Origin of the sequence: Ferrimonas lipolytica (assembly GCF_012295575.1) — a bacterium.
GTDB lineage: Bacteria > Pseudomonadota > Gammaproteobacteria > Enterobacterales > Shewanellaceae > Ferrimonas > Ferrimonas lipolytica.
On record NZ_CP051180.1, the window covers coordinates 2111710 to 2138110 of the forward strand.

At 47.5% G+C, this 26401-nt stretch carries 20 protein-coding genes; 8 read left to right on the forward strand and 12 right to left on the reverse strand.

The annotated features are described in order from the left end of the window. Window positions 1–387: 387 nt before the first annotated feature. Window positions 388–687 (reverse strand): ArsR/SmtB family transcription factor, encoded by a 300-nt coding sequence (locus HER31_RS09775; RefSeq protein WP_168660400.1) that lies wholly within the window; start codon window positions 685–687, stop codon window positions 388–390. 108 nt (window positions 688–795) lie between these two features. Here HER31_RS09775 and HER31_RS09780 point away from each other — a divergent pair, with 108 nt between their 5' ends. Further along, window positions 796–1704 (forward strand): permease, encoded by a 909-nt coding sequence (locus tag HER31_RS09780; protein ID WP_168660401.1) that lies wholly within the window; start codon window positions 796–798, stop codon window positions 1702–1704. A gap of 383 nt (window positions 1705–2087) precedes the next feature. Here HER31_RS09780 and HER31_RS09785 read toward each other — a convergent pair whose 3' ends face one another. From HER31_RS09785 to HER31_RS09830, 10 genes are all read right to left on the reverse strand, one after another. Continuing rightward, on the reverse strand, window positions 2088–4157 hold the full coding sequence (locus HER31_RS09785) for a S9 family peptidase (protein ID WP_238786801.1): 2070 nt from the start codon (window positions 4155–4157) through the stop codon (window positions 2088–2090). Window positions 4158–4333: 176 nt separating this feature from the next. Beyond that, window positions 4334–6631: a putative bifunctional diguanylate cyclase/phosphodiesterase gene (locus HER31_RS09790; RefSeq protein ID WP_168660402.1), complete on the reverse strand. Its 2298-nt coding sequence runs from the start codon at window positions 6629–6631 to the stop codon at window positions 4334–4336. A gap of 8 nt (window positions 6632–6639) precedes the next feature. After that, window positions 6640–7566, reverse strand: coding sequence for a transporter substrate-binding domain-containing protein (locus HER31_RS09795; protein ID WP_168660403.1), 927 nt, complete (start codon window positions 7564–7566; stop codon window positions 6640–6642). 297 nt (window positions 7567–7863) lie between these two features. After that, window positions 7864–9273, reverse strand: coding sequence for an aminotransferase class V-fold PLP-dependent enzyme (locus HER31_RS09800; RefSeq protein ID WP_168660404.1), 1410 nt, complete (start codon window positions 9271–9273; stop codon window positions 7864–7866). A 245-nt stretch (window positions 9274–9518) separates the two neighbouring features. Continuing rightward, window positions 9519–10514: a ferrochelatase gene (gene hemH / locus HER31_RS09805; protein WP_168660405.1), complete on the reverse strand. Its 996-nt coding sequence runs from the start codon at window positions 10512–10514 to the stop codon at window positions 9519–9521. 109 nt (window positions 10515–10623) lie between these two features. Further along, complete coding sequence (adk, locus tag HER31_RS09810) at window positions 10624–11268, reverse strand: adenylate kinase (RefSeq protein ID WP_168660406.1); 645 nt, start codon at window positions 11266–11268, stop codon at window positions 10624–10626. Window positions 11269–11384: 116 nt separating this feature from the next. Then, complete coding sequence (locus HER31_RS09815) at window positions 11385–12233, reverse strand: tetratricopeptide repeat protein (protein ID WP_168660407.1); 849 nt, start codon at window positions 12231–12233, stop codon at window positions 11385–11387. Between the two features lie 54 nt (window positions 12234–12287). Next, complete coding sequence (gene htpG, locus HER31_RS09820) at window positions 12288–14189, reverse strand: molecular chaperone HtpG (protein WP_168660408.1); 1902 nt, start codon at window positions 14187–14189, stop codon at window positions 12288–12290. Window positions 14190–14850: 661 nt separating this feature from the next. Continuing rightward, window positions 14851–15672, reverse strand: coding sequence for a hypothetical protein (locus tag HER31_RS09825; RefSeq protein ID WP_168660409.1), 822 nt, complete (start codon window positions 15670–15672; stop codon window positions 14851–14853). Window positions 15673–15907: 235 nt separating this feature from the next. Continuing rightward, window positions 15908–16519 carry a 3'-5' exonuclease gene (locus tag HER31_RS09830; protein WP_168660410.1) on the reverse strand — a complete coding sequence of 204 codons (612 nt, stop codon included), beginning with the start codon at window positions 16517–16519 and terminating at the stop codon, window positions 15908–15910. Window positions 16520–16750: 231 nt separating this feature from the next. Here HER31_RS09830 and HER31_RS09835 point away from each other — a divergent pair, with 231 nt between their 5' ends. From HER31_RS09835 to HER31_RS09855, 5 genes are all read left to right on the forward strand, one after another. After that, window positions 16751–17161, forward strand: coding sequence for a curli production assembly/transport protein CsgE (locus tag HER31_RS09835; protein ID WP_168660411.1), 411 nt, complete (start codon window positions 16751–16753; stop codon window positions 17159–17161). 16 nt (window positions 17162–17177) lie between these two features. Further along, complete coding sequence (locus HER31_RS09840; protein WP_168660412.1) at window positions 17178–17564, forward strand: curli assembly protein CsgF; 387 nt, start codon at window positions 17178–17180, stop codon at window positions 17562–17564. Then, window positions 17561–18322, forward strand: coding sequence for a CsgG/HfaB family protein (locus tag HER31_RS09845; protein WP_168660413.1), 762 nt, complete (start codon window positions 17561–17563; stop codon window positions 18320–18322). The genes HER31_RS09840 and HER31_RS09845 overlap by 4 nt, the downstream gene beginning before the upstream one ends. Window positions 18323–18536: 214 nt before the next feature. Continuing rightward, window positions 18537–19034, forward strand: coding sequence for a hypothetical protein (locus HER31_RS09850; protein ID WP_168660414.1), 498 nt, complete (start codon window positions 18537–18539; stop codon window positions 19032–19034). A gap of 13 nt (window positions 19035–19047) precedes the next feature. Next, window positions 19048–20301: a hypothetical protein gene (locus HER31_RS09855; RefSeq protein ID WP_168663262.1), complete on the forward strand. Its 1254-nt coding sequence runs from the start codon at window positions 19048–19050 to the stop codon at window positions 20299–20301. Between the two features lie 69 nt (window positions 20302–20370). Here HER31_RS09855 and HER31_RS09860 read toward each other — a convergent pair whose 3' ends face one another. Further along, the gene (locus HER31_RS09860; protein ID WP_168660415.1) at window positions 20371–21006 is read right to left on the reverse strand and encodes a helix-turn-helix transcriptional regulator; all 636 of its coding nucleotides are present in this window, start codon (window positions 21004–21006) and stop codon (window positions 20371–20373) included. 245 nt (window positions 21007–21251) lie between these two features. On the opposite strand from HER31_RS09860, the gene sbcD reads away from it, so the two are divergent. Together sbcD and HER31_RS09870 are read left to right on the forward strand one after the other, a co-directional pair. Continuing rightward, window positions 21252–22466, forward strand: coding sequence for an exonuclease subunit SbcD (gene sbcD, locus HER31_RS09865; protein WP_168660416.1), 1215 nt, complete (start codon window positions 21252–21254; stop codon window positions 22464–22466). Then, window positions 22463–26164 (forward strand): AAA family ATPase, encoded by a 3702-nt coding sequence (locus HER31_RS09870; RefSeq protein ID WP_168660417.1) that lies wholly within the window; start codon window positions 22463–22465, stop codon window positions 26162–26164. The genes sbcD and HER31_RS09870 overlap by 4 nt, the downstream gene beginning before the upstream one ends. Window positions 26165–26401: the final 237 nt, after the last annotated feature.

Below are 26401 nucleotides of genomic sequence, written 5' to 3' on the forward strand. Positions count from 1 at the left end.
ATTTTCAAAAAAATGATTAAGTTAACGGTAATCAATTATCAATTAATGGATGATGTGATTGCTAATATCCTCATTGTGCGCATAGCACAGTCAAGGGTTGTTTGATTATCTCTTTAAATTTTACTGGGTTCATCAGTTTGAATTTGCAAACTCTACCACCAAGACAGCCCGAAGGGACTGCCACCAGCGTAAGCCGACAAGCAACAAGGCTGATCTGAGTAGTGAGGCATTATTTTGTTTCGCTTATCATTGCCATCACCATCGGTCACTTAGTATCACCAGTGGCAAGTATGGCCATTCTGTTAACTCACTATATGCTGATAAGAGACGACTGATCGGTACCGGAGCAACCGCACAGTTCATCGTCTGAAATCTAACCTGTAGCAATCAACAGTTAGGGCTTTCATCTAAGCAGCATTCTGACTGCAAGAATTCGATAACCTCATTAAGCTGTTCAAACTGCGCCACACAGTAAAGTGTTCGCCCCTCTCTTCGTTGGGTAATCAGCCCTGCAGAGGTCAAACTCGACAGGTGGTGCGAGAGGGTCGAGCCTGGGATCCCTAATTGTTGCTGTACTTCACCCACCGCAATGCCTTGGAAGCCTGACTTAACCAGTCGCTTAAAGATCGCCAACCGGGTTGGATGGCCTAACTCTTTCAGTGCTTTAGCTGTCGCTTCTAGCTCCATTGGTATGACTCCTAAATAATTAATATTTCGACAATAGCAGAAATATGTTGATCGCTCTAGCGTAAAACTCTATATTTCCAATATTCTAGAAATATAGAGTTTATAACTATGAACCTCGCTGCATTGCAACAAACCGCTGAAATGTTCCTGTTTCTCGCGACTGAACTTACCCTTCTGTTCTTGATCATCAGCTATGGTGTTGGAGTGCTGCAGGAGTACATACCACCAGCAAAGATCCAATCTATCTTGGGTGCCAAGAAGGGCAAAGGTTACGTTATGGCGGCACTATTAGGGGCAATCACTCCTTTTTGCTCCTGCTCAACTATTCCTTTCCTGAAGGGCTTGTTACGAGCAAAAGCCGGATTCGGCACCATGATGGTATTCCTGTTCGCGAGCCCATTGCTTAACCCCATAATAATTGGTCTCTTTCTGGTGACCTTTGGTTGGCAAGTAACCCTGTTTTACTTCGCTGTCGCGATGGGGGTGTCGCTGTTTGCGGGTATCATTTTGGAGCGTCTTGGTTTCGAACGTTTTATCAAACCTGAAGCATTGGAGGCCGCTAAACCAAGTTGCTGTGGTAGCAGCTGTGGCGGTAACAGCAAACCAATTAGCAAGTGGGTAAAGATTTGGCGTGCAACTTGGAAAGACTTTAAAACCGTACTGCCCTACCTTGCTGCTGGTGTAGCGCTAGGTTCATTGATTTACGGCTTCTTACCAGCGGAATGGGTAGCCAGCGTAGCCAGCAAAGACAACCCATTTGCTGTACCAGTATCTGCGGTAATTGGCATTCCACTGTACATCCGTGCTGAGGCAGTTATCCCTCTGTCAGCAGCCCTTGCCGCCAAAGGCATGAGCTTGGGTGCAGTAATGGCATTGATTATCGGCAGCGCCGGCGCAAGTTTAACCGAGGTTATCTTGCTGAAGTCTATCTTCAAGAACCAATTGGTTGCTGCATTTCTAGTAGTGATTATTGCTATGGCCATCAGCGCCGGTTACCTCTACGGCTGGCTGTTCTAAACAGCACGGCCTATAACAAGACCAAAGGCTGTGTACCAACTAAGTGTTGTTCTTTTCAATGCTGTTAAAGCACCGCCTAGGCGAGTGTTGATACAAGGGCAAAGCACTACCGCCGTTGCTCTTCTGCCGCATTGGAGCAGTTTTGGGCTGCGACCTAAGGCAAGGGGGCTTTCAAAGGGAGCGGAGCTCCCCCTAATGCATACAAGAATGTGCCATCGCCACCGCGACATCCTCCCCAAAAGCACCGTAATCGGTGAAGCCGAAGGCTTGATATAAACTTCAACAGTTAACTGTGACACAGCCAAACCAAAACACCCAGTACAGCAATGTACTGGGTGTTTTGTTATGTCAAATTTAGCTCTGCTGAGCTACACATTTGGCCATCATTGCTCAGAGTACTTATCAAACCACGCCAAGATGTAAGCGACCTTTTGCATCAGGTTGCTCGGCCGAGCCGTAATACCATGACTGGCGCCGGGAATGCGCACCATTGCAGTATCAACATGGTTTAACTGCAAGGCTTGATAGTATTGCTCGGTTTCACTAATTGGGGTGCGATAATCGACCTCGCCAGTTAACAGCATCGTTGGTGTAGTAACGTTACCCACCAACGATAATGGCGAGTGTTGCCAAAGGTGATCGGCAATGGTCCACGGCTTAGCAGACATCCAATACTGAGAAAAATAAGGGTACATATCGGCAGTGAGGGTAAAACTCATCCAGTTAATCACCGGTTTTGCCACCACTGCCGCTCTAAAACGATCGGTCTTGCCAACAATCCATGCCGTCAGGGTGCCACCGCCAGAACCACCGGTGACGAACAACTGCTCCTCATCGATATAGCCCTTGGCTTGCACCACATCAACAACGTCCATCAGATCGTTGTAATCCTCAGACGGATAGTTGTGATGAATAAGATTGGCAAACTCACTGCCATAAGATGAACTGCCACGAGGATTAGCCCACACCACCACATAACCTTGTGCCGCCATTAGCTGCACCTCCATTGAGAAGTTAGCACCATACGCCGCGTGGGGGCCACCGTGGATCTCTAAAATCAGTGGATAACGTTTGGTTGCATCAAAGTTCGGTGGCAATGCAACCCAAGCGTCAATTGCGCGGCCATCGACACTGGATTTGAGCTCCAGTGATTGCACCGGTGCAACGCTGCGCTGGCGCCACAGATCTTGATTCAACTGAGTTAACTGCTTGATTTTCCCTCGTGTATTCACAACACTTAAATCTGCTGGGCTATGGCTATCGGCCCCAGTAAAAACCACTTTGCCATCAGCGGCGGTAAAATCTCCACTGGCGTATGGCCGCCCAAGTGACTGCCCCCCAAGCTCGACATCCAGCGTGGTCAGTTTCCCTTTCAACGTTACCAGTGCCACCTTGGTTGTACCATGATCAACAAAGCTCAAATAGATCGATTTACCATTATCACTCCACTGGATCTTATTGATGGGGCGATCCAACGTTGGGGTTAGTTCGCGCTTATCACTTCCGTCAACGTTCATAACGAAAACCGTGGGATTAACATGGCTCATGTTGCTGTCAGGCAGCTGTAAGTATGCGACTAACTTACCATTTGGGCTTAAGGCCGGGCTCGACTCGACACCACTATGGTTCGTTAGCGCGCTGATTTTTTTGGTCGTAATATCGACGGTGAAGATGTCACCTTGCCGTGACCGCATCTGCCAGTCGCTATGACGATCACCGGCAAAGATGATCTGGCTGCTATCTGCTGACCATACCAGTCCGCCCCCATGAGGGTAATCTCCACTGGTAAGTTGAGTCGGTGTCCCGCCGTCACTAGGCACTATATAGATCTGTCGTTGCCCCGATTTGTGATAGCCGCCGCCATCACTGCGGTAACGGACCGAATCAATATAAGTAGCCGAGTCAGCCCAATCAGCCCCTTTAGGGGGTTGAGGCATATCTATCGCTAAACGGCTTGGTTTGGCAGGAGTAAACATCGAAAATGCGAGCCAGTGTCCATCCGGCGACCAGCTCAAGCTGCTGGGACTCGCGGTTAGATCGGCAATACGGGCGGTATTGCCACTTGTCAGCCAACGCACGTAAAGTTGAGTCGAGCCCTCAACAGACGACAAATAGGCGAGCCGCTCACCATCGGGACTAAAGCGAGGCTGTCGATATTGTACTGCCCCACTGAGCAGCGGTTGATGAGCTGAACCATCGATATTGAGCTGCCATAGATTGCTGCGGCTGGCATCGCTCATCACATCATAACTGCGGCGCTCATAGACGACCTGCCTACCATCAGGACTGATTTGCGGCTCAGCTGCGTATTCCAATGCGAATACATCAGTGAGCGTCAGCGGAGTCATGGCTTCAATGCTGGCAGCGTTGCCGTCAGTTTGCTCATTTAAGTTGGGGTTCGCATGGCTGTTGGCAGCTACTGCCATAGCGATAAGGGCAATCCAAGGTTTCATCCGTGATCCTTAACTCTTTGATTTAATGCAAAGTACAGTAGTGACCAGCATCACCATAACGATGAATAAAGGCAACTTTTGGCTACGACTAATCTGTTAGCAAATGTCATAACGCAACAACGCCACCGCAAAAATGAGGTGGCGTTGTAAATCAACATTGGTTGGTGCGGCTTAGCCTAAAGTGGAGTTTGTTGCCGCAATAGTGCCTCAAACTCTTCTGCTGGCAATGGTTTGCTATAGAGGTAACCTTGTCCGAATTGGCACTGATGTTTGGTAAGAAAATCCGCTTGCCACTGCGCTTCAATACCTTCAGCAACGACTTTAAGATCCAGTGCCGCGGCCATAGCCAGAATCGCTTTAACCAGCGCCTGATCTGGCTCATTGTGTTCCATATGTTGTAAAAACGAGCGGTCAATTTTGAGCTTATTGAAGGAGAAACGCTGCAGATAACTAAGCGCCGAATAACCGGTACCAAAGTCATCAATCGATAGTTGTGGCCCCAACGCTTGCAGTTGTTGCAGTGTCTGCCGCAGCTCGCCGCTTTCACTGATAAGCAAGCTTTCAGTCACTTCAATATCCAATCGTTTTGGGTCTAAGCCAGTACTACTTAGGATTCGCTCAATCTTCATCAGCAGTGGTTCGCATTGACGAAATTGGACACTAGAGAAATTAACCGCAACGCTGATTGGCGCAATCGATTGCCATGCCTGAGCGTTAATACATGCTTGTCGGAGAGCTTGTTCACCCAGTTGGTTAATCACTCCGGTACGTTCAGCCAACGGAATAAACTCCGTTGGTGAAACGAAACCTAGCTCAGCGTCATGCCAGCGCATCAAGGCCTCTACTGCAATGATCTTACCGCTTGCCAGTTCAACTATGGGTTGGTAATGAAGTTCCAGCTCATTGTTGTTAAGTGCTTTGCGTAAGCGGCTATCCATTAACAGCTTTCGCTGAACTCCATGGCTCATGCTGCTATCAAAGAAACGGTAACCATTACGGCCACTATCTTTAACCTGATGCAACGCTGAGTCGGCATGTTGAACCACGGTTTCTGCGGTATGGCCATTGCAGGGGTAACTGGCAATGCCGATGCTCGCGGTGACGAAAAATTCTGTTCCGTCCACAACAAATGGTTGTTCAAATACTGACAGGATCTCGCTAGCGCACGCCCCAGCGACATCCCTACTCTCTATACAAGGAGAGATAATCACAAACTCATCACCACCAAAACGGGCTACGGTTTCTTCTTTACGCATCAACCCTTGCAGACGTTCGCTGGTTTGCTTGAGTACCTCATCGCCAATGAAGTGCCCTTTAGAGTCATTGATCTGTTTGAAATGATCGATGTCCACCAATATCACCATGATGGAATTTTTACTCGCATCCCATTGATTAATCAGCTGTTGCAGTAACTCTTGTGCACAGGTTCGGTTCGCTAAACCTGTCATCGCATCGTGATTGGCTTGATAGACCAGCTGTTGCTCCGACTCAACACGTCGTGCTACTTCTACCGAAAGTTGGTTGTTGCGTACCGCTAATTCATGCTGCTGCCGCTCGGACAAGTCGATCTCAGTTCGCAGAACAATGTTGGAGTTATTGATTTTGATCAGATAGAAAAAGCCACCTAAAACCGGAAAGGCCAGCAATGAAATTGCAGCGATAAACCACGATGAAGTAAACAGATCATGTTGAGATATAGGTTCAAATATCCCAATAATTGAGTAATCAGTATCACCAACTTTGCTACTGATGCTCACATTGCTAGCGGCGTTTTCAGCGAACTGCTTAACGAACGAGTTCCAGCCAACGACACGACCGCTACCCGTCTGCAAGGCGAGGAAACTGCCGTAGTTTTCATGCTCCTGAGCCGCTAGCCCTTGAATAATTACCTCATTGTTAATATCGGCTATCAACAACGCTACCGCTTTATCAAAGTGATAAACCTTTTGGACCAAACGCAGTTCCGCCCCAAGGCCCTTCTGAACCGAATACAATTTGTGGCCTTCTTTGCCGTATAACAGCTTAGCAAAAGGGATGTAACTCAGATCTGAGGGTTGACTTGGATGGCTATCAATAATGACCTGCTGATCAAACGATACCAACTGCAGTCGCTTATATTTGCAGGCATCACCGACACGTTTATCCGCTAACGTTTTGCTAAAAAGTAGGTCAACATTGAATAGGCTCGCCCCCAACCCATACTCCATCGACATACCCGAGGCCCGGTTAGCAAAGAAGCTCTGCACACTTTTATCGGCAGCGAGATGGGCAAGTTCCTCCTTATTGACCATGTAGTTGCCGTACAAATTACGACTGTAGTTGTTCACCTTTAGGTGCAACTCATTCAACTGCGCTTCCTTCAATCGATTTTGTCCGATATGGGTAAGCCCAAGCAGGATCAATAGATAGGCGATCAATAATATACCGGCCGACGTAATCGCAATCTGATTTTTTCTGAAATTAAAGATGCTCATTACCTAAATTAACTGGCGCCGTTCTTAAGAAAGTAGTCACTATAGAAATAAAACACTGAGGGGTAATGTTTCTTTACCAGTTGATGAAAACTGCCATCAGCTCTGATCTTGGCTAGATATTGATTGAAGGCATGGCGCAATTTAGGTGAATTTTTACGAAATCCCATCGCCATCTCTTGCTCCAATGAGATTGGCCCCACGACCTTGATCTCTCCCGGCCACTTTTCTAAGGCAACTAAGGTATCTGCAACGTCTAACAAGGTGGTTTCAGCATCATTATTCATAATCGCCGGTACCATCTCGTTCAGTTTGCGCTGTTTAACCGGCAAGATAACGTTGGCACCGGTTGCATCAAGGTCATACAGATCAGGGTCTAGACATGACTGACGCATAGCCAATACGTCTTTGTTTTGCAGTAATGCTTTTACTGCGCTTACGTCAGTCACGATTGAACCCGACGGTTGCACCGGTTGTAGATCGGAGTCGGCTCGCGCCACCAACCACACTGCCGAAGGGAAATAGGAATCGGAATAATCCAACACACCGTAGCGCCAGTCGAGAACAGTTAGGCCATTGGCGATAACGTCTCCTTCAATCACCACATTGGCCCCCCGTGACAGTTTACCGCCAACAAACAACGCCTCTTGTCCCGTTAGTTTGCCAAAAGCGTTCTGCCAGGTAGCGTTAACATAGTGATAATCGATACCAAGATGTGCCGCAAAGCCTTTCATAAGCTCCACATCAAGGCCTTCTAATATTTGTTGTGAGTCATCATCGTAATATGAAACAAAATTGGCATATGGAATGCCGATATGTCGCAACTGTCCAGCTTCGATAATCTCATCAAGATCGCGCGCGTGGGTATTAATAGTGCCCATAAACAACACGCCGACCAAAAAACGTACCAAATAGTGATGGGTAAATATAGTTTTCATTATGTCATCAATATGTAAATAACATTGCCTTTATGGCTATGTCGTAGAGCTGTATTGGCTGAATAGTTATCTAATTTTGTTGCCAATAGTTACGTTGGTGCCGTTAGTGTATGTGCGAACAAAACACTGTCATAGAAACTTTTTTATTATTTTATGAGTTTGATTCAAAGGGATTTTATTGCCGTGCTCTATGTCGCAAAAATTTATTACGCAAACCGGAACTCAGTGTTCTCTGGGGAACAGTGACAATAAGAGATGCCACCGGCTGCGGTGGCATCTCACAGACAAACTCTGCCTTTAGCTCATTTCGTCAAATAATTCTCGCATTGCTCTCACTAAGCCACGAACATCATCTTCACTATGGAATAAATGGGTGGAAATCCGCAGTGCGTAAGTTTTAACGTTATCCGCCTTAGCGAAATAGAAGTCCGTTGTGCGAACAATATAGCCGTACTCTTCGCGCAAGCGATCTCTAAACAATTTGAGCGTATCGCCATCAGCTTGATCGTTAAACGGGTTAACGGTGGTTAAACCACTGCTTAGCTCAAGCTGCTTTGGTGAGTAGATGTATGCATCTGGGAAGCTCTGCTCTAACTCACTCTTACAAAGGGTACTCAGATGCAGAACCCGCTCCTCAATCACGTCACGGCCTATCTCATCCCACATCACACAGGAGTCAACCAGCGCCTGTTTTGCTGGATAGTGATCGTTACCAACATACTGCATAGTATCAGCAGCATTCATACCGTAGTGCGCGAGTGAAGAGTTGATGTAGGAGAACGGATTAGCACGCTCTGGCCAATATTCGCTGATACGACTGCAGTTATCGCGAACATACAGAATGCCAGTCGCTCCCGGGCCACACTGCCATTTATGGCCAGCACCAACATAGAAGTCACAATCCATGTCGTGGAAATCCAGATCTAACATGCCAATGCCGTGGGCGCCATCAACCAAGGTTGGGATCTGGTTTGGTACCGCAACCTCGTTACAAATACGCTTCGCTGGTAAGGTCGTACCTGTCTTGTAAGTAATATGAGAGAAGGTGATTAACTTAACGCGGTCACCATACTCAGCTACGGCATCAGCAAATAGCTGAACAAATTGATCTTCAGTTATCTCGTTACGGCCGTTGTACACTGGGATATCCAACTCAACCACTTCAACATCATAACGCTGAGCAATAACGTGCAATGGTGACAGTGCGGCAATGTGCTCATGGTGAGTAGTAAGCACCACATCACCAGCTTCAAACTGCAAACCGTGAATAACACTGCACATGCCGTCGGTAGTGTTACGGCTTAATACAATTTCGTGAGTCTCAGCACCAAAACCACCAGCAACGGTTTCAACCATAGCTTCCATGTGCGGCCAAGGGCCAAACATATCCAACATATCGTACGGGTGTTTAGCAACAATCAAATTGTTGTCAGTGAAGGTTTCCAACACATCACGAGGCATTGAACCGGTAGAGCCGACATTCATGTAAGTGGTACGTTTATCTAAAACGAACTCTTTAGCAATCTGCTTCCAATATTTTTCGTTTGGTTTTGACGGTTTATGCGGTTTGTGGGGTTTATGCGATTTAGCCTGTACAGAACCACTAAATGCCAACGCCCCTACCGAAGCCAAAGCGGCACCAGTGGATGATTTCAAAAAGTTACGGCGGGCAAGCAAGGTATTTGAGCTGTCTTGTGTTGCAGTCATCTTTCATGTCCTTAAAAGAGAAATGCGCCAATATTGATCGAGTTATTAGCTTAATTTGGCGAACAACGACTTTAAGCATTAACGACTACCATTCGCACCCCATTAAGCCCATAACCATGACCGACCTCTAAAAACCAGCAGCTACCACCAAAAATAATTGCCTGTTGCCAAACAACAGGGCAGGCAAGCAAAAACGCCACTGAAATAGTGGCGTTTTAATTAAGAGCAATGGTTAGTAAAGCGGGCTAACTGCCGTTCCAATTACCGGCATTGAGGGTAACGAGTTGCGCCATCATCTCAATATGATCGCTATTGTCGTTAAGGCAAGGCACAAAGTTATAGGACTCACCGCCAGCATCGAGAAACTCTTTTTTACCTTCAATCGCTAACTCTTCTAACGTTTCCAAGCAATCCACGGAAAACGCTGGAGAGATAATGTCGATTTTGGTGGTGCCCTGCTTCGGCAATGCTTCAAGGGTTTCATCGGTATAGGGTTGTAACCATGGCTCCTTGCCAAACCGAGATTGGAAACACAGCAGCCATTGTTCTGCAGATAGCCCTAATGCGCTAGCGAGTGCCTTAGCGGTCGCCTCACAGTGGTCACGGTAGAGATCGCCTTCAGTGATGTATCGTTCTGGCACACCGTGGAATGACATCAATAGCTTTTGGCCTCGACCATGCTCAGCCCAGTGGCTTTCAACGCTAGTTTTAAGCGCATCGATGTAGCTTGGTTCTAGGTGATAATCGCGGATCAGTCGATACTCTGGCAACGCCCGTTGCTTAGCAAAAATCTTCGCTAAGCCATCAACCACCGCACCGGTGGTTGAGCAGGAGTATTGCGGGAACAACGGCAAAATAACCACTTTATCAACCCCTGCTTGCTTCAGCTTGTCTAAGCCTTCAGCCATGCCTGGTTTACAGTAGGTCATGCCCAGTTGTACTGGGATATCAGTGCCAGTTTGTTGTTTCAGCTTGGCGGCTAGGGCATCGCGCTGCGCCATGCTTATCACTTTCAGCGGTGAGCCCTGCTCACTCCATATCGATTGATACGCCTTAGCGACTCGCTTCGGTCGAGTATTCAAGATGATGCCGTGCAAAATTGGCTTCCATTGCCAGCGGGGCAGATCCACTACTCGCGGGTCGCCTAAAAAATCTTTTAGAAAACAACGTACGCATTCTGGCGTCGGTTTACAGGGAGTGCCGAGATTTACCAGCAGCACACCATAGCTAGGCTTTGTCATTCTTTTCAACACTTCCATTCGAGAAACTGCGACAAGACTAGCACCAGTTCAAATAACAAAAAAGCCCGCCGAAGCGAGCTTTTGATTTCAACCAGTATTGCTGTTGGCTTTAGCCTAACAGTTCACCAATTTGGGTTGATACTGCAGCAACTTGCTGAGTACCGTCCATCTTATGGTATTGGTTTGCACCTTGCGCAGCTGCATCGCTGTAGTAGGCGATAAGTGGCGCAGTCTGGTCATGGTAAACGCCTAAACGTTTACGAACGGTAGACTCTTCGTCATCCGCTCGGATCTGCAGTTCGTCACCGGTCACGTCGTCTTTACCTTCAACCTTTGGCGGGTTAAATACAACGTGATACACGCGGCCTGAACCAGGGTGTACTCGACGACCGCTCATGCGCTTAACGATCTCTTCGTCTGGCACGTCGAATTCGATAACGTGATCAACTTTGATGCCGTTTTCGGTCATGGCGTCAGCCTGAGGAATAGTGCGTGGGAAGCCATCTAATAAGAAGCCGCCTTTGCAATCTTCTTGAGCAATACGCTCTTTAACCAAACCGATGATTACTTCATCTGGAACCAGTTGCCCAGCGTCCATCAGCTTCTTCGCTTCTAGACCCAGCGCGGTACCTGCTTTAATCGCAGCGCGCAGCATGTCACCAGTAGAGATCTGCGGAATACCGTATTTCTCCATGATGAATTGTGCTTGTGTACCTTTACCGGCACCCGGTGCACCCAGCAAAATAATGCGCATGCTCTGTCCTCTCGACTGTATGAATTGTTTGACGCGCGGATCTTGTCACAGGCGACCGTAATAGTGAAGACCAAAGCCATCACACTTTGGTCATAGATCCATCAATTGCATCAATTTTAATACAATAAACCATAGAATTTGCGACGATAGCTACTGGCCACCGGATCGGCGCTACCCAACGCGTTAACGATATCTAAAAAGGTTTTACGCATATCGCCGTCAGCGGCATCTAAACGCATGCGCAAAACATCAAACAGTTGCGCCAACGCTTCCTCATTTCGACCCGCTTGATGCAGTGCCTTGCCAAGCTCCACAATCAAGCTGTGGTTGTCTGGTTCAGCGGCTAACTGTTGCTGCAAATTACGGATCTCAGGGGTATCGGCTGACTCTTTCAACAACGACAACTGCGACATCAACCCAGTGTAGCGGCTGTCTTGATCTTCCAACTTGACCAAGGCCAATAAAGTTTCGGCTTCTTCAGTTTTTTTCAAGCCGAGCAGCGCCTGCGCCAAGCTCAGCAAGGTGGCACCGTTTTGCTCTGCCGCCAGCGCTTCACGCAGCAACAGTACTGCTTGATCAAACTCCCCCGCATCGAGCAATGGTAACGCCTGCTCAAGCTTTAACTGCCATTCTGCAGGCAAGTGTTTAGCTAGCATGGTTTCTACAGCAATTGCCGGTTGCGGCCCGGCAAAGCCATCAACCGGTTGGCCATTGCTCAGCACCAACACCGTTGGCAAACCTTGAATACGGAAATACTGCGCCAACTCCATCTGGGTATCACAATCGACATTGGCCAGCACCAGATGAGTTGGGTATATTTGCGCCTGCGCTTGCAGGGCGTTGGTGATCTCGGCACATTCAGGAACCTGCGCAGAGTGGAAGTTCATTACCACTGGACGAGATTTCGAAGCTTCCACTAACTGCTGAATGTTCTGGGCGTTGGCGTTAAAAATGTTATCTGACATATCTTGGCTCTGATAAACAAAGCCCCGCACGGTGGCGGGGCTAAAAAGGCTGAATTACTTACTTAAGTCCAACAACAAGGTGTTCAGCTGAGCGACAAACTCGGATGGGTCTTTCAAGCTACCGCGTTCCGCTAGGGTTGCTTGTGACAACAACAGATTAGCCCACTGGTCGAAGCGTGCTTCGTCCTGTTCGTCCGCCAACTTCTGCACCAACGGATGTTCGAGGTTCAGTTCAAACACCGGAGTTTGCTCTGGAGCTTCTTGCCCCATCGCTTCCATCATCTTCACCATCTGCGACGACATGTCATGCTCGCCGGCAACAATACAAGCAGGAGAGTCAGTCAAACGTTGGGAGATCTTCACCTCTTTTACCTTGGCGCCCAAGGTGGTTTGGAAACGCTCCAACAGTGGCTTATTCTCTTCCGCCTGCTTGTCTTGCTCAGCTTTCTCTTCGTCGGACAGATCATCCAGACCAAGATCACCTTTGGTTACCGATACCAGTTGTTTGCCATCGAACTCCGTCAGGTGCGACACCAACCACTCGTCGATACGCTCAGACAGTAGCAGTGTTTCGATTCCCTTCTTCTTCAACAACTCAAGATGTGGGCTGTTCTTAGCGGCATTGTAGCTGTCTGCTACGATGTAGTAGATCTTGTCTTGGCCTTCCTTCATGCGTTCGATGTACTGAGTTAAGCCCACAGTCTCGGCAGAGGAATCGTTATGAGTAGAAGCAAAGCGTAACAGCTTGGCGATCTTCTCTTTATTAGCCATATCTTCCGCTGGTCCCTCTTTCAGAGCATTACCAAACTGGCTCCAGAAGGTGTTGTACTTGTCTTCGTCTTTCGCCAGCTTATCCAGCATCCCCAGTACACGCTTGGTCAGTGCAGTACGCAGTGATTGGGTTACTTTGTTGTCTTGCAACAGCTCACGGGATACGTTCAGTGGCAGATCGTTAGAGTCGATCAGGCCCTTCACGAAACGAAGATACTGCGGCAAAAACTGCTCTGCTTCATCCATGATGAATACACGCTGCACGTACAGCTTCAAGCCATGCTTGTTGTCGCGGTTCCACATGTCGAATGGAGCCTTAGCTGGGATGTACAACAACGAGGTGTACTCCTGCTTACCTTCGACCTTATTATGCGACCAGCTCAGCGCGTCTTCCCAATCATGCGAAACGTGCTTATAGAATTCTTGGTACTGCTCATCGCTGATGTCAGATTTAGACTGAGTCCACAGCGCAGTTGCCTTGTTAACCGATTCCCACTTACCTTCGGTCGCGGGGATGGTTTCACCCTCTTGTTCACGCTCTGCTTCGCCCTCTTGCCACATCTCTACTGGAATGGAGATATGATCGGAGTATTTAGATACGATCGCTTTTAGGCGGTAATCATCGAGGTACTCTTGCTCATCTTCGTTAAGGTGAAGAATGATGTCGGTACCTCGGCCAGCTTTTTCAATCTCAGCAGTAGTGAATTGACCTTCGCCATTAGACTCCCACTGGACCGCTTGAGCTTCACCGGCAGCTCGGGTGTTTACAGTTACCTTGTCAGCCACAATAAAGGCTGAGTAGAAACCAACACCGAATTGCCCAATCAGCTGTGAATCTTTAGCTGCGTCACCGGACAGGTGTGAGAAAAACTCAGCAGTGCCGGATTTTGCGATGGTACCCAAATGGTTGATCACGTCATCTTTGGTCATGCCGATGCCGTTATCAGAGATGGTCAGAGTGCCCGCGTCTTTGTCTACTGACAAACGCACACGTAACTCACCGTCACCTTGGTAAAGATCGGCATTAGACAGCGCCTTGTAACGCAATTTATCCGCTGCATCAGCGGCGTTGGATACCAGCTCACGCAGGAAGATCTCTTTATTGGAATACAGTGAGTGGGTTACTAGCTTCAGTAGCTGGGCAACTTCTGTCTGAAAACCGTGGGTTTCTTGCTGCACGGACATGGGTTTCTCCTGAAAAACATACGCAAAATAATGTGTCTCAACAGAGATGGGGACAGCATTTTATTTTTCAACAGTTATCACAAGAATTAGCTAATTACTGATTCCATTAAACGTACGCCAGCTTTAACTAAGGTGCTTTACTGGGGTTACGTTACGGTGGCGACGGCCGCCAAAGAGGAGCTTCGCATCTTTGGTCCCCCCTTTTTGCCTTAGGTCGCCGCCCAAGCGCTTCACTAGCCTGCTCCAATGCAAGCAAAGCTCAAAGGTAGCAGTGTTTTATTCTTTGTATCTACTATTTATCTAGGCTGTGTCACAGTTAGCAGTTGAGGTTTATATCAAGCCTTCGGCTCTACCGATTACAGTACTCTTAAGGGGTTATGTCGCGGTGGCGACGGCACATTGTTGTATGCATTAGGGGGGGGGGGAGCTTCGCCCCCCCCTTTGGAATCCCCCTTTGCCTTAGGTCGCAGTCCAAAACGCTTCGCTGGACTGCTCCAATGCGGCAGAAGATCAACGGCGGTAGTGCTTTCCCCTTGTACCAAAACTCGCCTAGCCGGTGCTTTAACTGTATTAGAAAGAACAACACTTAATTGGTACACAGCCTTTATTTAGCCCGTGCTTTAACACTATTGAAGAGAACAACAGTTAGTGGTGTTTACCATTAATTATGAGGTTGTATTTGCCACAATGCAGCATTAGCTAGCACCGTCTCATCGAGCGGAGAAAGCATCAGTTGCAAACCATCAAGCGGCAAGCGGCTTTCACGCCGACGTTCGTCGCAAGCTCGCAACTGTGCTTGCTGGATAAGCCGATTCACCATCGGCTCTGCGGTTTCCATCCGCCCTTGGCGCAGTACAATATTAGTAGCTTGGCTTAGGTAAGATTTCATCGCATGGTTCATATAAGCGGGGATGCCATTGGCTCGTACCACCGCTTGCGGGATTGCGGCATTAAGCAGCCCTTGTTGTTGTAAGCGCTGTTCTACCTGTTCAAACAGCAACTGCGTTAACGCCAAAGCACTGCGAAGGTGTTCAATCAGCAGAGATAGCGACTCCAACTGCTCGGGGCTAAAATCCCCCAGCTGTGGGCGCCGATGCAACGTTAAAATGCTCTCGCCTGAGGTGTTGGAAAGTACGCTGCCAATATGAAAATGACTCTGCAAATTCAACCAAAGTCCTTCAATATTACTTTGAATGCGCTGTTGGCTCAGCTGTTCATCCACCGATACCAAGCGGTTATGCTGGTTACTGGCGGTTTGGTACCACGGGTCGTTGTTGCGAACTGAAAGATAACGTTCAAGATGGTTGCGGTGGATATCGTCACCGCAGGCTATTGGCAGTGTAGTTGTGCCCCACATATGTGCCAAAAAGCCACCGCATGCCCCCATTTGCAGCCGTAACTGCTCCAGCCATTCGTACCAACATCCATCAATCGCGGCGTCGTAAGCCCCTTCAATCAGAGCCCCAATATTCTCTTCAGTCATACACGTTCCTTGTGACACGTTACCAACCGTTGTGAGACGACAAACCTAACGGGATCGATGCCACGAAACAATACTCTAAAGGAAGATTTTTAAGCCGAACAAATAGAGCCAATAGGCTGATTCGAAAGCATAATTATGGCTATTGCGGCAAAACGTTAGTACAGAAGATGTATACAACCTAAAAACGCCATTCGAACAACCGACTAACGACCAATATTCAGAGTTTACGTCGGCACTATGTTAATGCCGATAAGTAGTCTGGAACCTTGGCTTTAGGTGTTTTGCTCAGTGTATGCATCTGCTTGAATGTCATTTTAGTGTCACAATCTGCCAGCATCGCCAACCACAACTTAGCCGTCATTTCCGCATCGGCTAACGCTCGGTGAAACACACCATCGTGCTGAACACCTTTGTATTCCACTAAGGTGCCAAGTTTATGGTTAGGTGCATTAGGATAGATCCTGCGACCAATCAGCAACGAGCAAACAAAGCTACCTTGGTAATCACGGCTAATTGCAGCGAGCTCGGCATCTAAGAACTTCTGATCAAATGAAGCGTTGTGCGCCAGCATATTGCAGCCTTGAATAAAGTCAGCAAAACGGTGCATCACCTCGGCACAAGCTGGCGCGCCAGCTAACATGCTGTTGCTAATGCCAGTATAGCTTTCAATAAAGCCACTCACCCGAAAGCCCGGATCCATCAATTCACTGAAGCGATCCACCACCTGACCATCAACCAACTTAACCGCACCAATCTCAATCGCCCTATCACCCTGTTTTGGTGATAAACCGGTGGTTTCAAAATCGAGTACAACAATGGTATTAGCGGCGAGATGAGATAAAGACATAACAATGAGGAACCTTAAAACAGAATGGTTGGCAGCTTAACTGAGCAACCGCTATCTGCACAGCACGTCTGTTGGTAGGATAATTGAATCAACCCATCCAGTGAGTTAGATCACACTTTTACCATTGGCCTAGCCCATTTGCTTTTGCCGCAGACTGAATAACCCAAATGGGCGATATAGGTGCCATTTACGCCCCGTTATTCTCAACCTAATCAAGTTGAGGGTAACCCGATGCTGTTGACTAAGCCTCTGTCGTTTAAATACTTATTGATCGCACTGGTAGCCGTATTTTCGACATTGGTTGCGCCTGCCAAATCAGCCAACGAAATCGAGCTTGATGGGATTCTCATCGATCGCACTATCACCCGCTTTGGCCAAGATTTTATCTACTACTACGGGGGATATTGGCGGGACCTGCCCGGCACCACCGGTTTTTCCGTCACTATTTACGAAACTGTTTATCCGCAAGCTGGCACCAAATTGTGGATCGACGTTAACCAAACTACGGTGTACCAAACCTACTTCGGCCGTCGACAGATCGAGATGAAAGAGCGTGCCGATCAAGCCATGCGCATAACCATCGAACACGTCGCCCGAGTGAAATCTGAAGTGATGTTAGGAAAAGGCGAAGAGCGCTGGTAACGCCAAGGAGAGCGTAATGAAAAAGGAACTACTGTTAACGTTAACGTGTTTATCGTTACCACTTAGTGCAACGCAAATTACCTATACCCCAGTCAACCCTAGCTTCGGTGGCAATGCCTTAAATGGCACATTTTTACTCAGCAAAGCGCAATCTCAAAATGACCATACCGAAGACTATGAAGAGGCGAGCTTTGTAGAACAGTTTCAAGATGCATTAGAGCGTAACCTTCTATATAGCTTAACCAGTGATATTGCCAATGGTGATTTTGCATCAGGCACTTACAATACTGGCGAATATATTGTGCAGGTAATCGATACCGATCCAGCCAACGTTGTTGTCCAAATCACTGATATTGCTACCGGAGAAATGACCGAGATTATTATGCCGAGGATAACCTTATGAGACTGGTTATTGCCGCTTTACTTGGTAGCCTTCTGATTAATGGGTGTGCGCTCGTACCCAAGCCTGAATTTGCCATCGAACCTGCCAAGATAGACCCGCCAAGTGAGCTCATTTTATCATTACAACAAGCTGAAACACCGCAGTATCCAATTCCTGTTGCCGTCTACGCATTTCGCGATCAAACCGGACAATACAAACCACAAGAAAACGTCAGTTCTTTCTCAACTGCGGTAACCCAAGGGGCCACCTCAATGTTGACCCAGGTGCTACTGGATACCCACTGGTTTAACCCCGTTGAACGCGAAGGGCTACAAAACCTATTAACCGAACGAAAGATAATTCGCCAAGGTTTACCAAAAGACAGCTCGGAAATGAAAAATCTATCCGATGCGAGACTGTTATTTGAAGGCGGTATCGTTGCTTATGATACCGATTTCGAAACCGGTGGCATTGGCATGGAATATTACGGAATTGGTGCATCAGAGTTATTTAGAAAAGACCAAGTAACCCTCTACCTTCGGGCTGTTGATGTGCAAACTGGTAATATACTGATGTCGGTTTCGGCTACCAAAAATATATTCTCTCAGGAATTGAGAGCCGGATTTATGCGTTACGTAAGCTTAAATCGTTTAGCCGAAGCCGAAGCCGGTTACTCAACCAATGAACCGGTGCAAATCTGTGTAAAACAAGCTCTAGAAGTCGCTGTGCATGAGATTATAAAACAAGGAATAGCAAAGGGATTTTGGACAGCAAGCTAAGTTCGACTTTATTAAAATCATTAACGCCACATAACCGTGGCGTTTTTTCAGGCTAACCCATAACCAATTCTGAAACCACTCAGGCTAACCCAACCCACACCTAATTAAACCCCAATTTAAACAATCACTTAATAGTAAGTAGAATGTATCCTTATAGGTAATATTATTCTTCGTTAGTACTAGCTAATCTCATGATTAGACTAAAGAGGTTGATATGAAGAAATCTTTACTTTACTTGCTAATTTTATCGCCAATGGTTACCGCAACACCATTATCGTTAGCACTGCAAGCACTCTACGAGCAACAGAGCGTTACGCAGATGCTCAATGTAGAGCAATACAATGCAGCGACAATTAACCAAGTAGGGAATAGTAACTTAGCGACAATAAGCCAATCTGGTGGATATCAAAACTTAGTTGCGATACTTCAATATGGAGACAATAACCAAACGTTAGTATCTCAAACAGGCAGAGGAAATGAAGCAATAACAGTTCAGTATGGAAACAGTAACTTTATTAGTCTAGAACAAACCGGCGAAAATAATCGTGCCTCGATAAACCAGATAGGAAATGAACAGAGCTACTCATTAATTCAAACTGGTGAACATAACCAAATACAGATTAACGATTATGGCGTTGGTTTTTCAATCAATGAGCAACAAATATCACAAACTGGTGATTTTCAGCAACTCACGATAAATCACTACAAGTAGTGCTTAGGAGTAAATGATGAATCGTAATTATAAATTAACTTTGATTGCAACTGCCATTGCTACATTTGCCTGTGCTTCGTTCGCAGATGACAGCGTAACAATTGACCAGAAAGGTAACACCAACTACGCAAAGTATGACTCTGCTGTCGGAAACACGGCAACATATAAACAAGAAGGTAACAGCAACGAAACCGAGCTCTCTGTAACTGGGACAGAAAACTCTTTAACTGTTGATATACTCGGAGACCGAAATAAAGTTGGTGAAAGAGAAGGGTCTACAAGAACTGACTATATCACCGGTGATAGCAATACCGTTATCTATGACATTTCTGGAGATGATAATCAAATATCAACTATCGTAAAAGGTAATGCTAACGAATTAATGTCTGATACAGTCGGTGACTTTAACACTTCAGCCTTTAAAGCCAAAGGGAATAATAATAAATTTACTGCCCTCGATACCGGTAACTCAAACAGAACAAATTTCAATGTGACTGGACATCAAAACAATATTAACTCCGATTCCAGTGGTTCTAACAACGTGGTAAATGTGGATGTAAACCCAACTATTGGTTGGTTCTATTACAAATCTTCAGAACTTAATGACATAGATATTTTAACCACAGGCGATGATAACATAACCAATATTTCAGCAATAGGCTCGAACAATACTTCCTTTGCAAACACCAGAGGTGATTTGAGCGTAATCGACATTACCCAATGGGGTGATAACAATGAGGCTCGAGCTTATGTACAAGGAACTGGTAGCTCAGTCAGTATATTCCAGTGGGGTGACGATAACTATGTGATGGATGAGGCGAACGGTTATAGTTCAACCTCATTCACCAAAACAGTTCAATTGGGAGATAAAAACCATGCTGAAAGCCGAGTTAGCAGCAACGGAAGTTCTTCTATAGCTTGGCAATCAGGTTATGAAAACGAACTGCGCTTATATCTGATGGGTGATGAGTCTTCTGCACTAATTACTCAATTAGGTGAGAATAATAGTGTCAACGGTATGGGCCAACACTCCAGCGATGCACGTTACTTTGAAAGCAACGGCGGAAGCAACGATCTAATCGTTTCGCAGTTGGGCAACGACAATACCTTTATGGGTGATCAATCTGGTGATGGAAACTTGATTACGGTAACACAACACCAAATTGGTAACACTGCCACAGTACAGCAGTCGGGCATTAATAACTCAGCAACCATTACTCAAAATGGTTATGCAAATGAAGCATATGTTACACAAGGTAACTTCTAACACCTAGGTGCAAACGGCTCCCAATAATCGGGAGCCGTTAATTTAGTTGAAAATAGAATAACTATTATATCACCACAACTTCCCAACCAACTCAGCTCTATTACGCGTTTCCGTTTTTCTAAATACCGACGCTAAATGAGCTTTAACGGTGTTATCGCTAATAAACAGCTGCTTGGCGATCTCTTTGTTACTTGCACCTGATGCAACTAGCCTTACTATGGTTTGCTCGCGTTCAGTCAACTTATCAATCCCTTCGCAATCGCAATGCTGCAAGCGACGATTGTCCAGCAACAGATCTTTAAGTGCCATCTCAAGACTGAGGCGACTAAACCACAACTGCCCATCGAGCATCGCTTGAATCGCAGAAAGGCATTTTTCGTAACGCTCTTCTTGATAAATGAAGCCATGGCCTCCCTTCACTAACCAATATACTGGATCGATGCTATTACGCTGCACGTCAAATAGAGCCACTGCGTGGTGCTCCATAATCCTCTCAATCCATTTAGGTATACTTAAGGCGAGCCCTGGTAGTTGCTCAGCAGCAATTATCACTAGCATTTTCGGCGCTAGTTTCAGTTGAGCATCCAATTGCTGCTGATGCTGAACCTCAATTACCTCTAGTCCAGCAGAGCGGCACAGCTGCGGTAACGCAGAGATATGGCTCAGGCTATGTAGGAAGCAGATCCCTTTCAGTTTTCTATCCATCACAACTCCTTCGCAATGGCATCCACATTCCTCAGACAAACTGGCGAATTAGTGGAAATGTATTCGTTAGTACTTGTAACAGAGGCCATTTTTGAATGAAATTTAACCGGAAATACAATGCGATTTTCGCGACACAGATCACGCCGCGAGCGGCCAAACAAAACATTTCCTCATAAACAGACAAAGTGTCTCAACGGCAGTAGGATAGTCATAATCGTTTTATACTCAGAATATTAATCGCCTGTATGCGCTTACTGCACACCTCAGATTGGCACCTAGGCCAATATTTCTACGGCAAGAGCCGTGCGCAAGAACACAACGCCTTCATTGACTGGCTGCTCAGCCAAATCGTCGATAATAAGGTTGATGCGCTCATCGTTGCCGGCGACCTATTTGATACCGGCACACCACCAAGTTACGCCCGCGCCATCTACAATCGCTTGGTTACCGCTATGAGTAAGCTTGACTGTCAGTTGGTGCTGCTTGGCGGCAACCATGACTCGGTTGCGGTGTTAAACGAGTCTAAAGCCTTACTCGCAGAATTAGGCACACACCTTACCGCCAATGCCAGCGACGACATCGATAGTCAACTGGTCGAATTAACCAATAGCAGCGGCGAAGCCATTGGCATCGTCTGTGCGGTTCCCTATTTGCGACCACGTGATATCCAACGCTCCAGTGCCGATCAAAGCGCCAGCGATAAACAGTTACAACTACAGCTACAAATAGCTGAACACTACCAACAACTTTTTGCAGCAGCGCAGCAGATAAAAGCTGATCGGGCATTACCAATTATTGCTACTGGCCACTTAACCACCGTTGGTGCCAGTAGTAGTGACTCGGTCCGCGATCTCTATATTGGCACCTTAGATGCGTTTCCAGCCAGCGCATTCCCACCAGCGGACTACGTCGCTCTTGGTCATATTCATCGCAGCCAGATTATTGGTGGGAATAACAGCATCCGCTATAGCGGCAGCCCTATCCCACTTAGCTTTGATGAACTTGGAAGCGATAAAAAAGTTCTCTTGGTGGACGTCGACGCAGAGCAGCCCGCGGTGGTGACTGAGCTGGTTATTCCAACCTTCCAGCCGATGGCTCTTATCAAAGGCGACTTGGCTGACATTGAGCAACAGTTGCAGCAATTTACCGCAGCTGAGCAGATCACCTGGCTCGATATTGAGGTCCAGAGCGAAAGCTACTTATCTGACTTACAAGGGCGTATCGAAACCCTATGCCAAGAGCTGCCGGTTGAGGCACTGCTCGTGCGGCGGCAACGATTACTGCAGCGCGATAACCTGAGCCAGCAACATAATGAAACCTTGGCAGAGTTGAGCGTAAATGATGTATTTGCGCGTCGATTGGCGCAAGAACAGTTCGAAGGCGAACACAATCAACAACGTAAACAGCGAATCGAACAGCACTTTGCCGCTACCCTAGCGCAGCTGGAGCAAACACAATGAAGATCCTTAGCTTGCGCTTTAAGAATCTCAATTCGCTCAAAGGCGAATGGAAGATCGATTTTCGTGATGAGCCTTTTGCCAGCAATGGCTTATTTGCTATCACCGGCCCAACCGGAGCCGGTAAAACCACTCTGCTCGATGCAATCTGCCTTGGCCTTTACCACGAAACCCCTCGACTCAAAGTCTCACCAACGCAAAACGAATTGATGACTAGACATACCTCCGAGTCTTTAGCCGAGGTAGAGTTTGAGGTGCAGGGGGCAGGCTATCGCGCTTTTTGGAGCCAACGCCGTGCCCGTGGCAGTGTCGATGGCAAGCTCCAAGCCCCAAGCGTAGAGTTGGCTCAGCTTAGCGACGGCAAGATTCTCGCAGACAAAGTAAAAGATAAGCTGCAGCTGGTGGCGTCGCTTACCGGGTTGGATTTCGGCCGATTTACTAAATCTATGCTGCTTAGCCAAGGTCAGTTCGCCGCATTCCTTAATGCCAGCGCCAACGATCGTGCCGATCTCCTTGAGGAGCTCACCGGCACCGAGATCTACGGCCAGATCTCCGCTCAAGTTTACGACAATGCCGCTCAGGCCAAAACTCAACTGGAGTTATTGCAAGCCAAGCTGCAAGGTATGGAACTGCTCACTGAACAACAGCGTAGCGACAAGCAGGAGCAGTTGCAGCAGTTAGTTCAACTTACTGAGCAGCAGCAACTGCAGCTGCAACAAAGCCAAGCGGGTATCGACTGGTTACAGCAACAAGGGTCGCTTACCCAGCAACTTAACAACGCCGAACAACGATTCGAGCAGGCTAAAACGTCACTGCAACAACAAGCATCAAGTCTGGCGCAACTCGAACGAGCTGAAGCGGCACAACCACTGCGCGCAGATTATCAACAACAGCAACAACTGCTAAAGCAACAACAACAACTGCTCGAACAACAGCAACAGCAACAGCAGGCCGCAACGGCACTACAGCCACAATTGCAGCAACAGCAAAGCGCTCACCAACAAGCTGAACAAGCACTTACTTCGGCGCAACAGCAGCAACAACAACTGCAGCAGTTGATAGTTGAGCAAGTGGTACCACTAGACAACCAGTTGCAGCAGTTGGCACAAGTGCTAAGCGAGCTGCAACAACAAGCCAATGATGGCAAATTGCAGCAGCAACAGTTCAAGCAACAACAGCGCAATGCAGAACAAGAATTAGCTCAACTTCTCCAACAATTACAGCTACACCAGCAATACCTCAACGAGCACCAGTTAGACGAAACGCTCGCTGGCCAGCTGCCCGCTTGGCAGCAGCTTGCCAGCCAGTTAACACAGCTAACCGAACAGCTGCTAACGCTGCAACCCATTAGTGCCGATCAACTCGATGCGTTGCAACAGCAGATCGACCACGCTCAAGACGAGCTAAACAGTGCCGCCGCCGCCCAAACACGCAGCCAACAGCAGTTACAGCAGCACCAACAGCAGTTGGACGACTTTCTGCAGCAACACCCAACGGTAGAGCGGCAACAACAACGGCAATATCTGCAACAACTGCAGCAGCGCTGGCCTGAGCTAACCAAGCTGAGCAGCAACTATCTGCAGCTTCACCAAAGTGAGCGCAATAACCAGCAGCAACTGCAGCAATTATTGAGCGCAAAAAACCAACTGAGCGAACAGATGGATGGCTGGCGGCAGCAGATGAAAAGCCTAACTCCGGAGCGTACCCGGTTGCAAAAGTTGGTTGATATTGAGCGCCAGATCAACGATTTAAGCTTACAACGTCAACAACTTGAACCCGATACCCCCTGCCCTTTGTGTGGTTCACTAGAACACCCTTTGGTTGAACAATATCAACAAGATCAGCAGTCGGATGCCGAGCACCAATTACAGGCATTGGAGCAGCAGTGGGAACAACTGAAAACCGATGGCTTACAGGCCAGAGCTAAGGTTGAACAAATTCAACAACAACTAGAGCAACTAACAGCCCAAGCCAATACTCAGCAACAGCAACTGCAGCAATTACAACGGCAATGGCAGCAGCTCCAAACTCAGTTAACAATTGGGTTTGCTATCGACGATGTACCAGCGCAAGAGCTTGCTCAGCAGCAGTTAACTGAGCAACAACAAGCGCTAGAACAGCGGCAACAACACAGTTCAGCGTTAGAGCAATCGGTACACCAAGCGACAGTTGCTCACAGCCAAGCGCAGCAACAACACAGTGGCGCTAGTAACAATCTAGTTAACGCGCAAACGAGCCTAGCTCACCTGCAACAACAGCAATCTGCGCAGCAAACACAACGCCAGGCGTTAACAGAGCAACAGCAGCAACTGCTGGTCAAGTGGCAGCAACAGCTACTTAGTTACCAGTTACAGTTGCCGGAATTAGACCAACTTGATGATTGGCTCAACGGGCTGCAACTGCGCGCAGATGCCTTCCGTTATCAGCGCGAACAACTGCAGCAACTCGACCAGCATAAAAATGGCTTAACTCAGTCGTTGCAGCACCTTGAACAACGACTGCAAGATAGCAATAGTGCTGTTGATCTGATGCAAAGCAAACTCGCTAGCAATACCGAGCAACAGCGACAACAGCAGGCCAAACGACAGCTGTTGTTTGGCGATAAGCAGGTAGAAGCGGAACAGCAACGTTGCCAGCTGTTGACTGAACATGCCAGTCGACAGCTGCAGCATAGCCAACAACAGTTACAACAATTGCAGCAACAGCAGAGCAGTATTGAGGGCCAGCAACAGAGCCTACAGCACCAGCTTGAACAAACTGAGCAGCAACTATTGGAACACGGTGAAGCATTAACTCAAGCAGCCATTGCAGCTGGCTATGCCGATATGACCGCACTGGCGGATGCGATGCTGGAGCTGACTGAGTACCAACGGTTATCGCAACTGCAACAACAGCTGCAACTAGCCATTACTCAGGCTGATGCTGGGGTAAAGCAACTGCATTCTCAACAGCAACAGCATCAGCTGAACCGCCCCAATAGCTTAGCGACACAGGCAAGCGCCGAACAACTCGGGCAACTTCAACAAAATCACAGCCAATTAAGTAATGAGCGGGACGCTAGCCAACATCAACTTGGCCATATTAGCTCTGAGCTAGATAACGATAATCGTAAGCGTGCTCAGCAACATTTGCTGCAACAAGATATCGCCACCAAGCAATTAAGTTACGATGATTGGGCTCATCTAAACAGCTTAATTGGCTCCCGCGACGGCGCCAAATTCCGTCGATTTGCTCAGGGGCTAACCTTAGATCACCTAATCCACTTAGCTAATCGGCAGCTGGACAAACTGCACGGTCGTTATCAACTGACCCGCAAAGCTGGTGAAACCCTTGAGCTGCTGGTTCTGGATACTTGGCAAGGCGATAGCAGCCGTGACACCAAAACCCTCTCTGGCGGTGAAAGCTTCTTGGTTAGTCTAGCGTTGGCGCTGGCGTTATCGGATCTAGTCAGTCACAAAACCCGTATCGATTCACTGTTCCTTGATGAAGGCTTCGGCACCTTGGATCCACATACCCTCGACACCGCTTTGGATGCCCTCGACCAACTTAACGCCAGTGGTAAAACCATTGGTGTTATTAGTCACGTTGAGGCTTTAAAAGAACGGCTACCGGTGCAGATTGAGATAGAGAAACAAGCGGGATTAGGAGTAAGTCGGTTAGCATCGCAATATCGCTTTAAAGCAGACGTGGTTAGCTCATAACGGCTGAAATCAAAGGCTGCTTACCAACTATGTGTTGTTCTTGCCAATGCTGTTAAAGCACCGGCTAGGCGAGTGTTGATACAAAGGGTAAAGCACTATCGCGGTTGATCTTCTGCCGTATTGGAACAGTCCAGCGAAGCGTTTTGGACTGCGACCTAAATTCCAAATGGGGGGCCCCCTAATGCATACAAGAATGTGCCGTCGCCACCGCGACATCCTCCCCGCCCAATCAAAAGT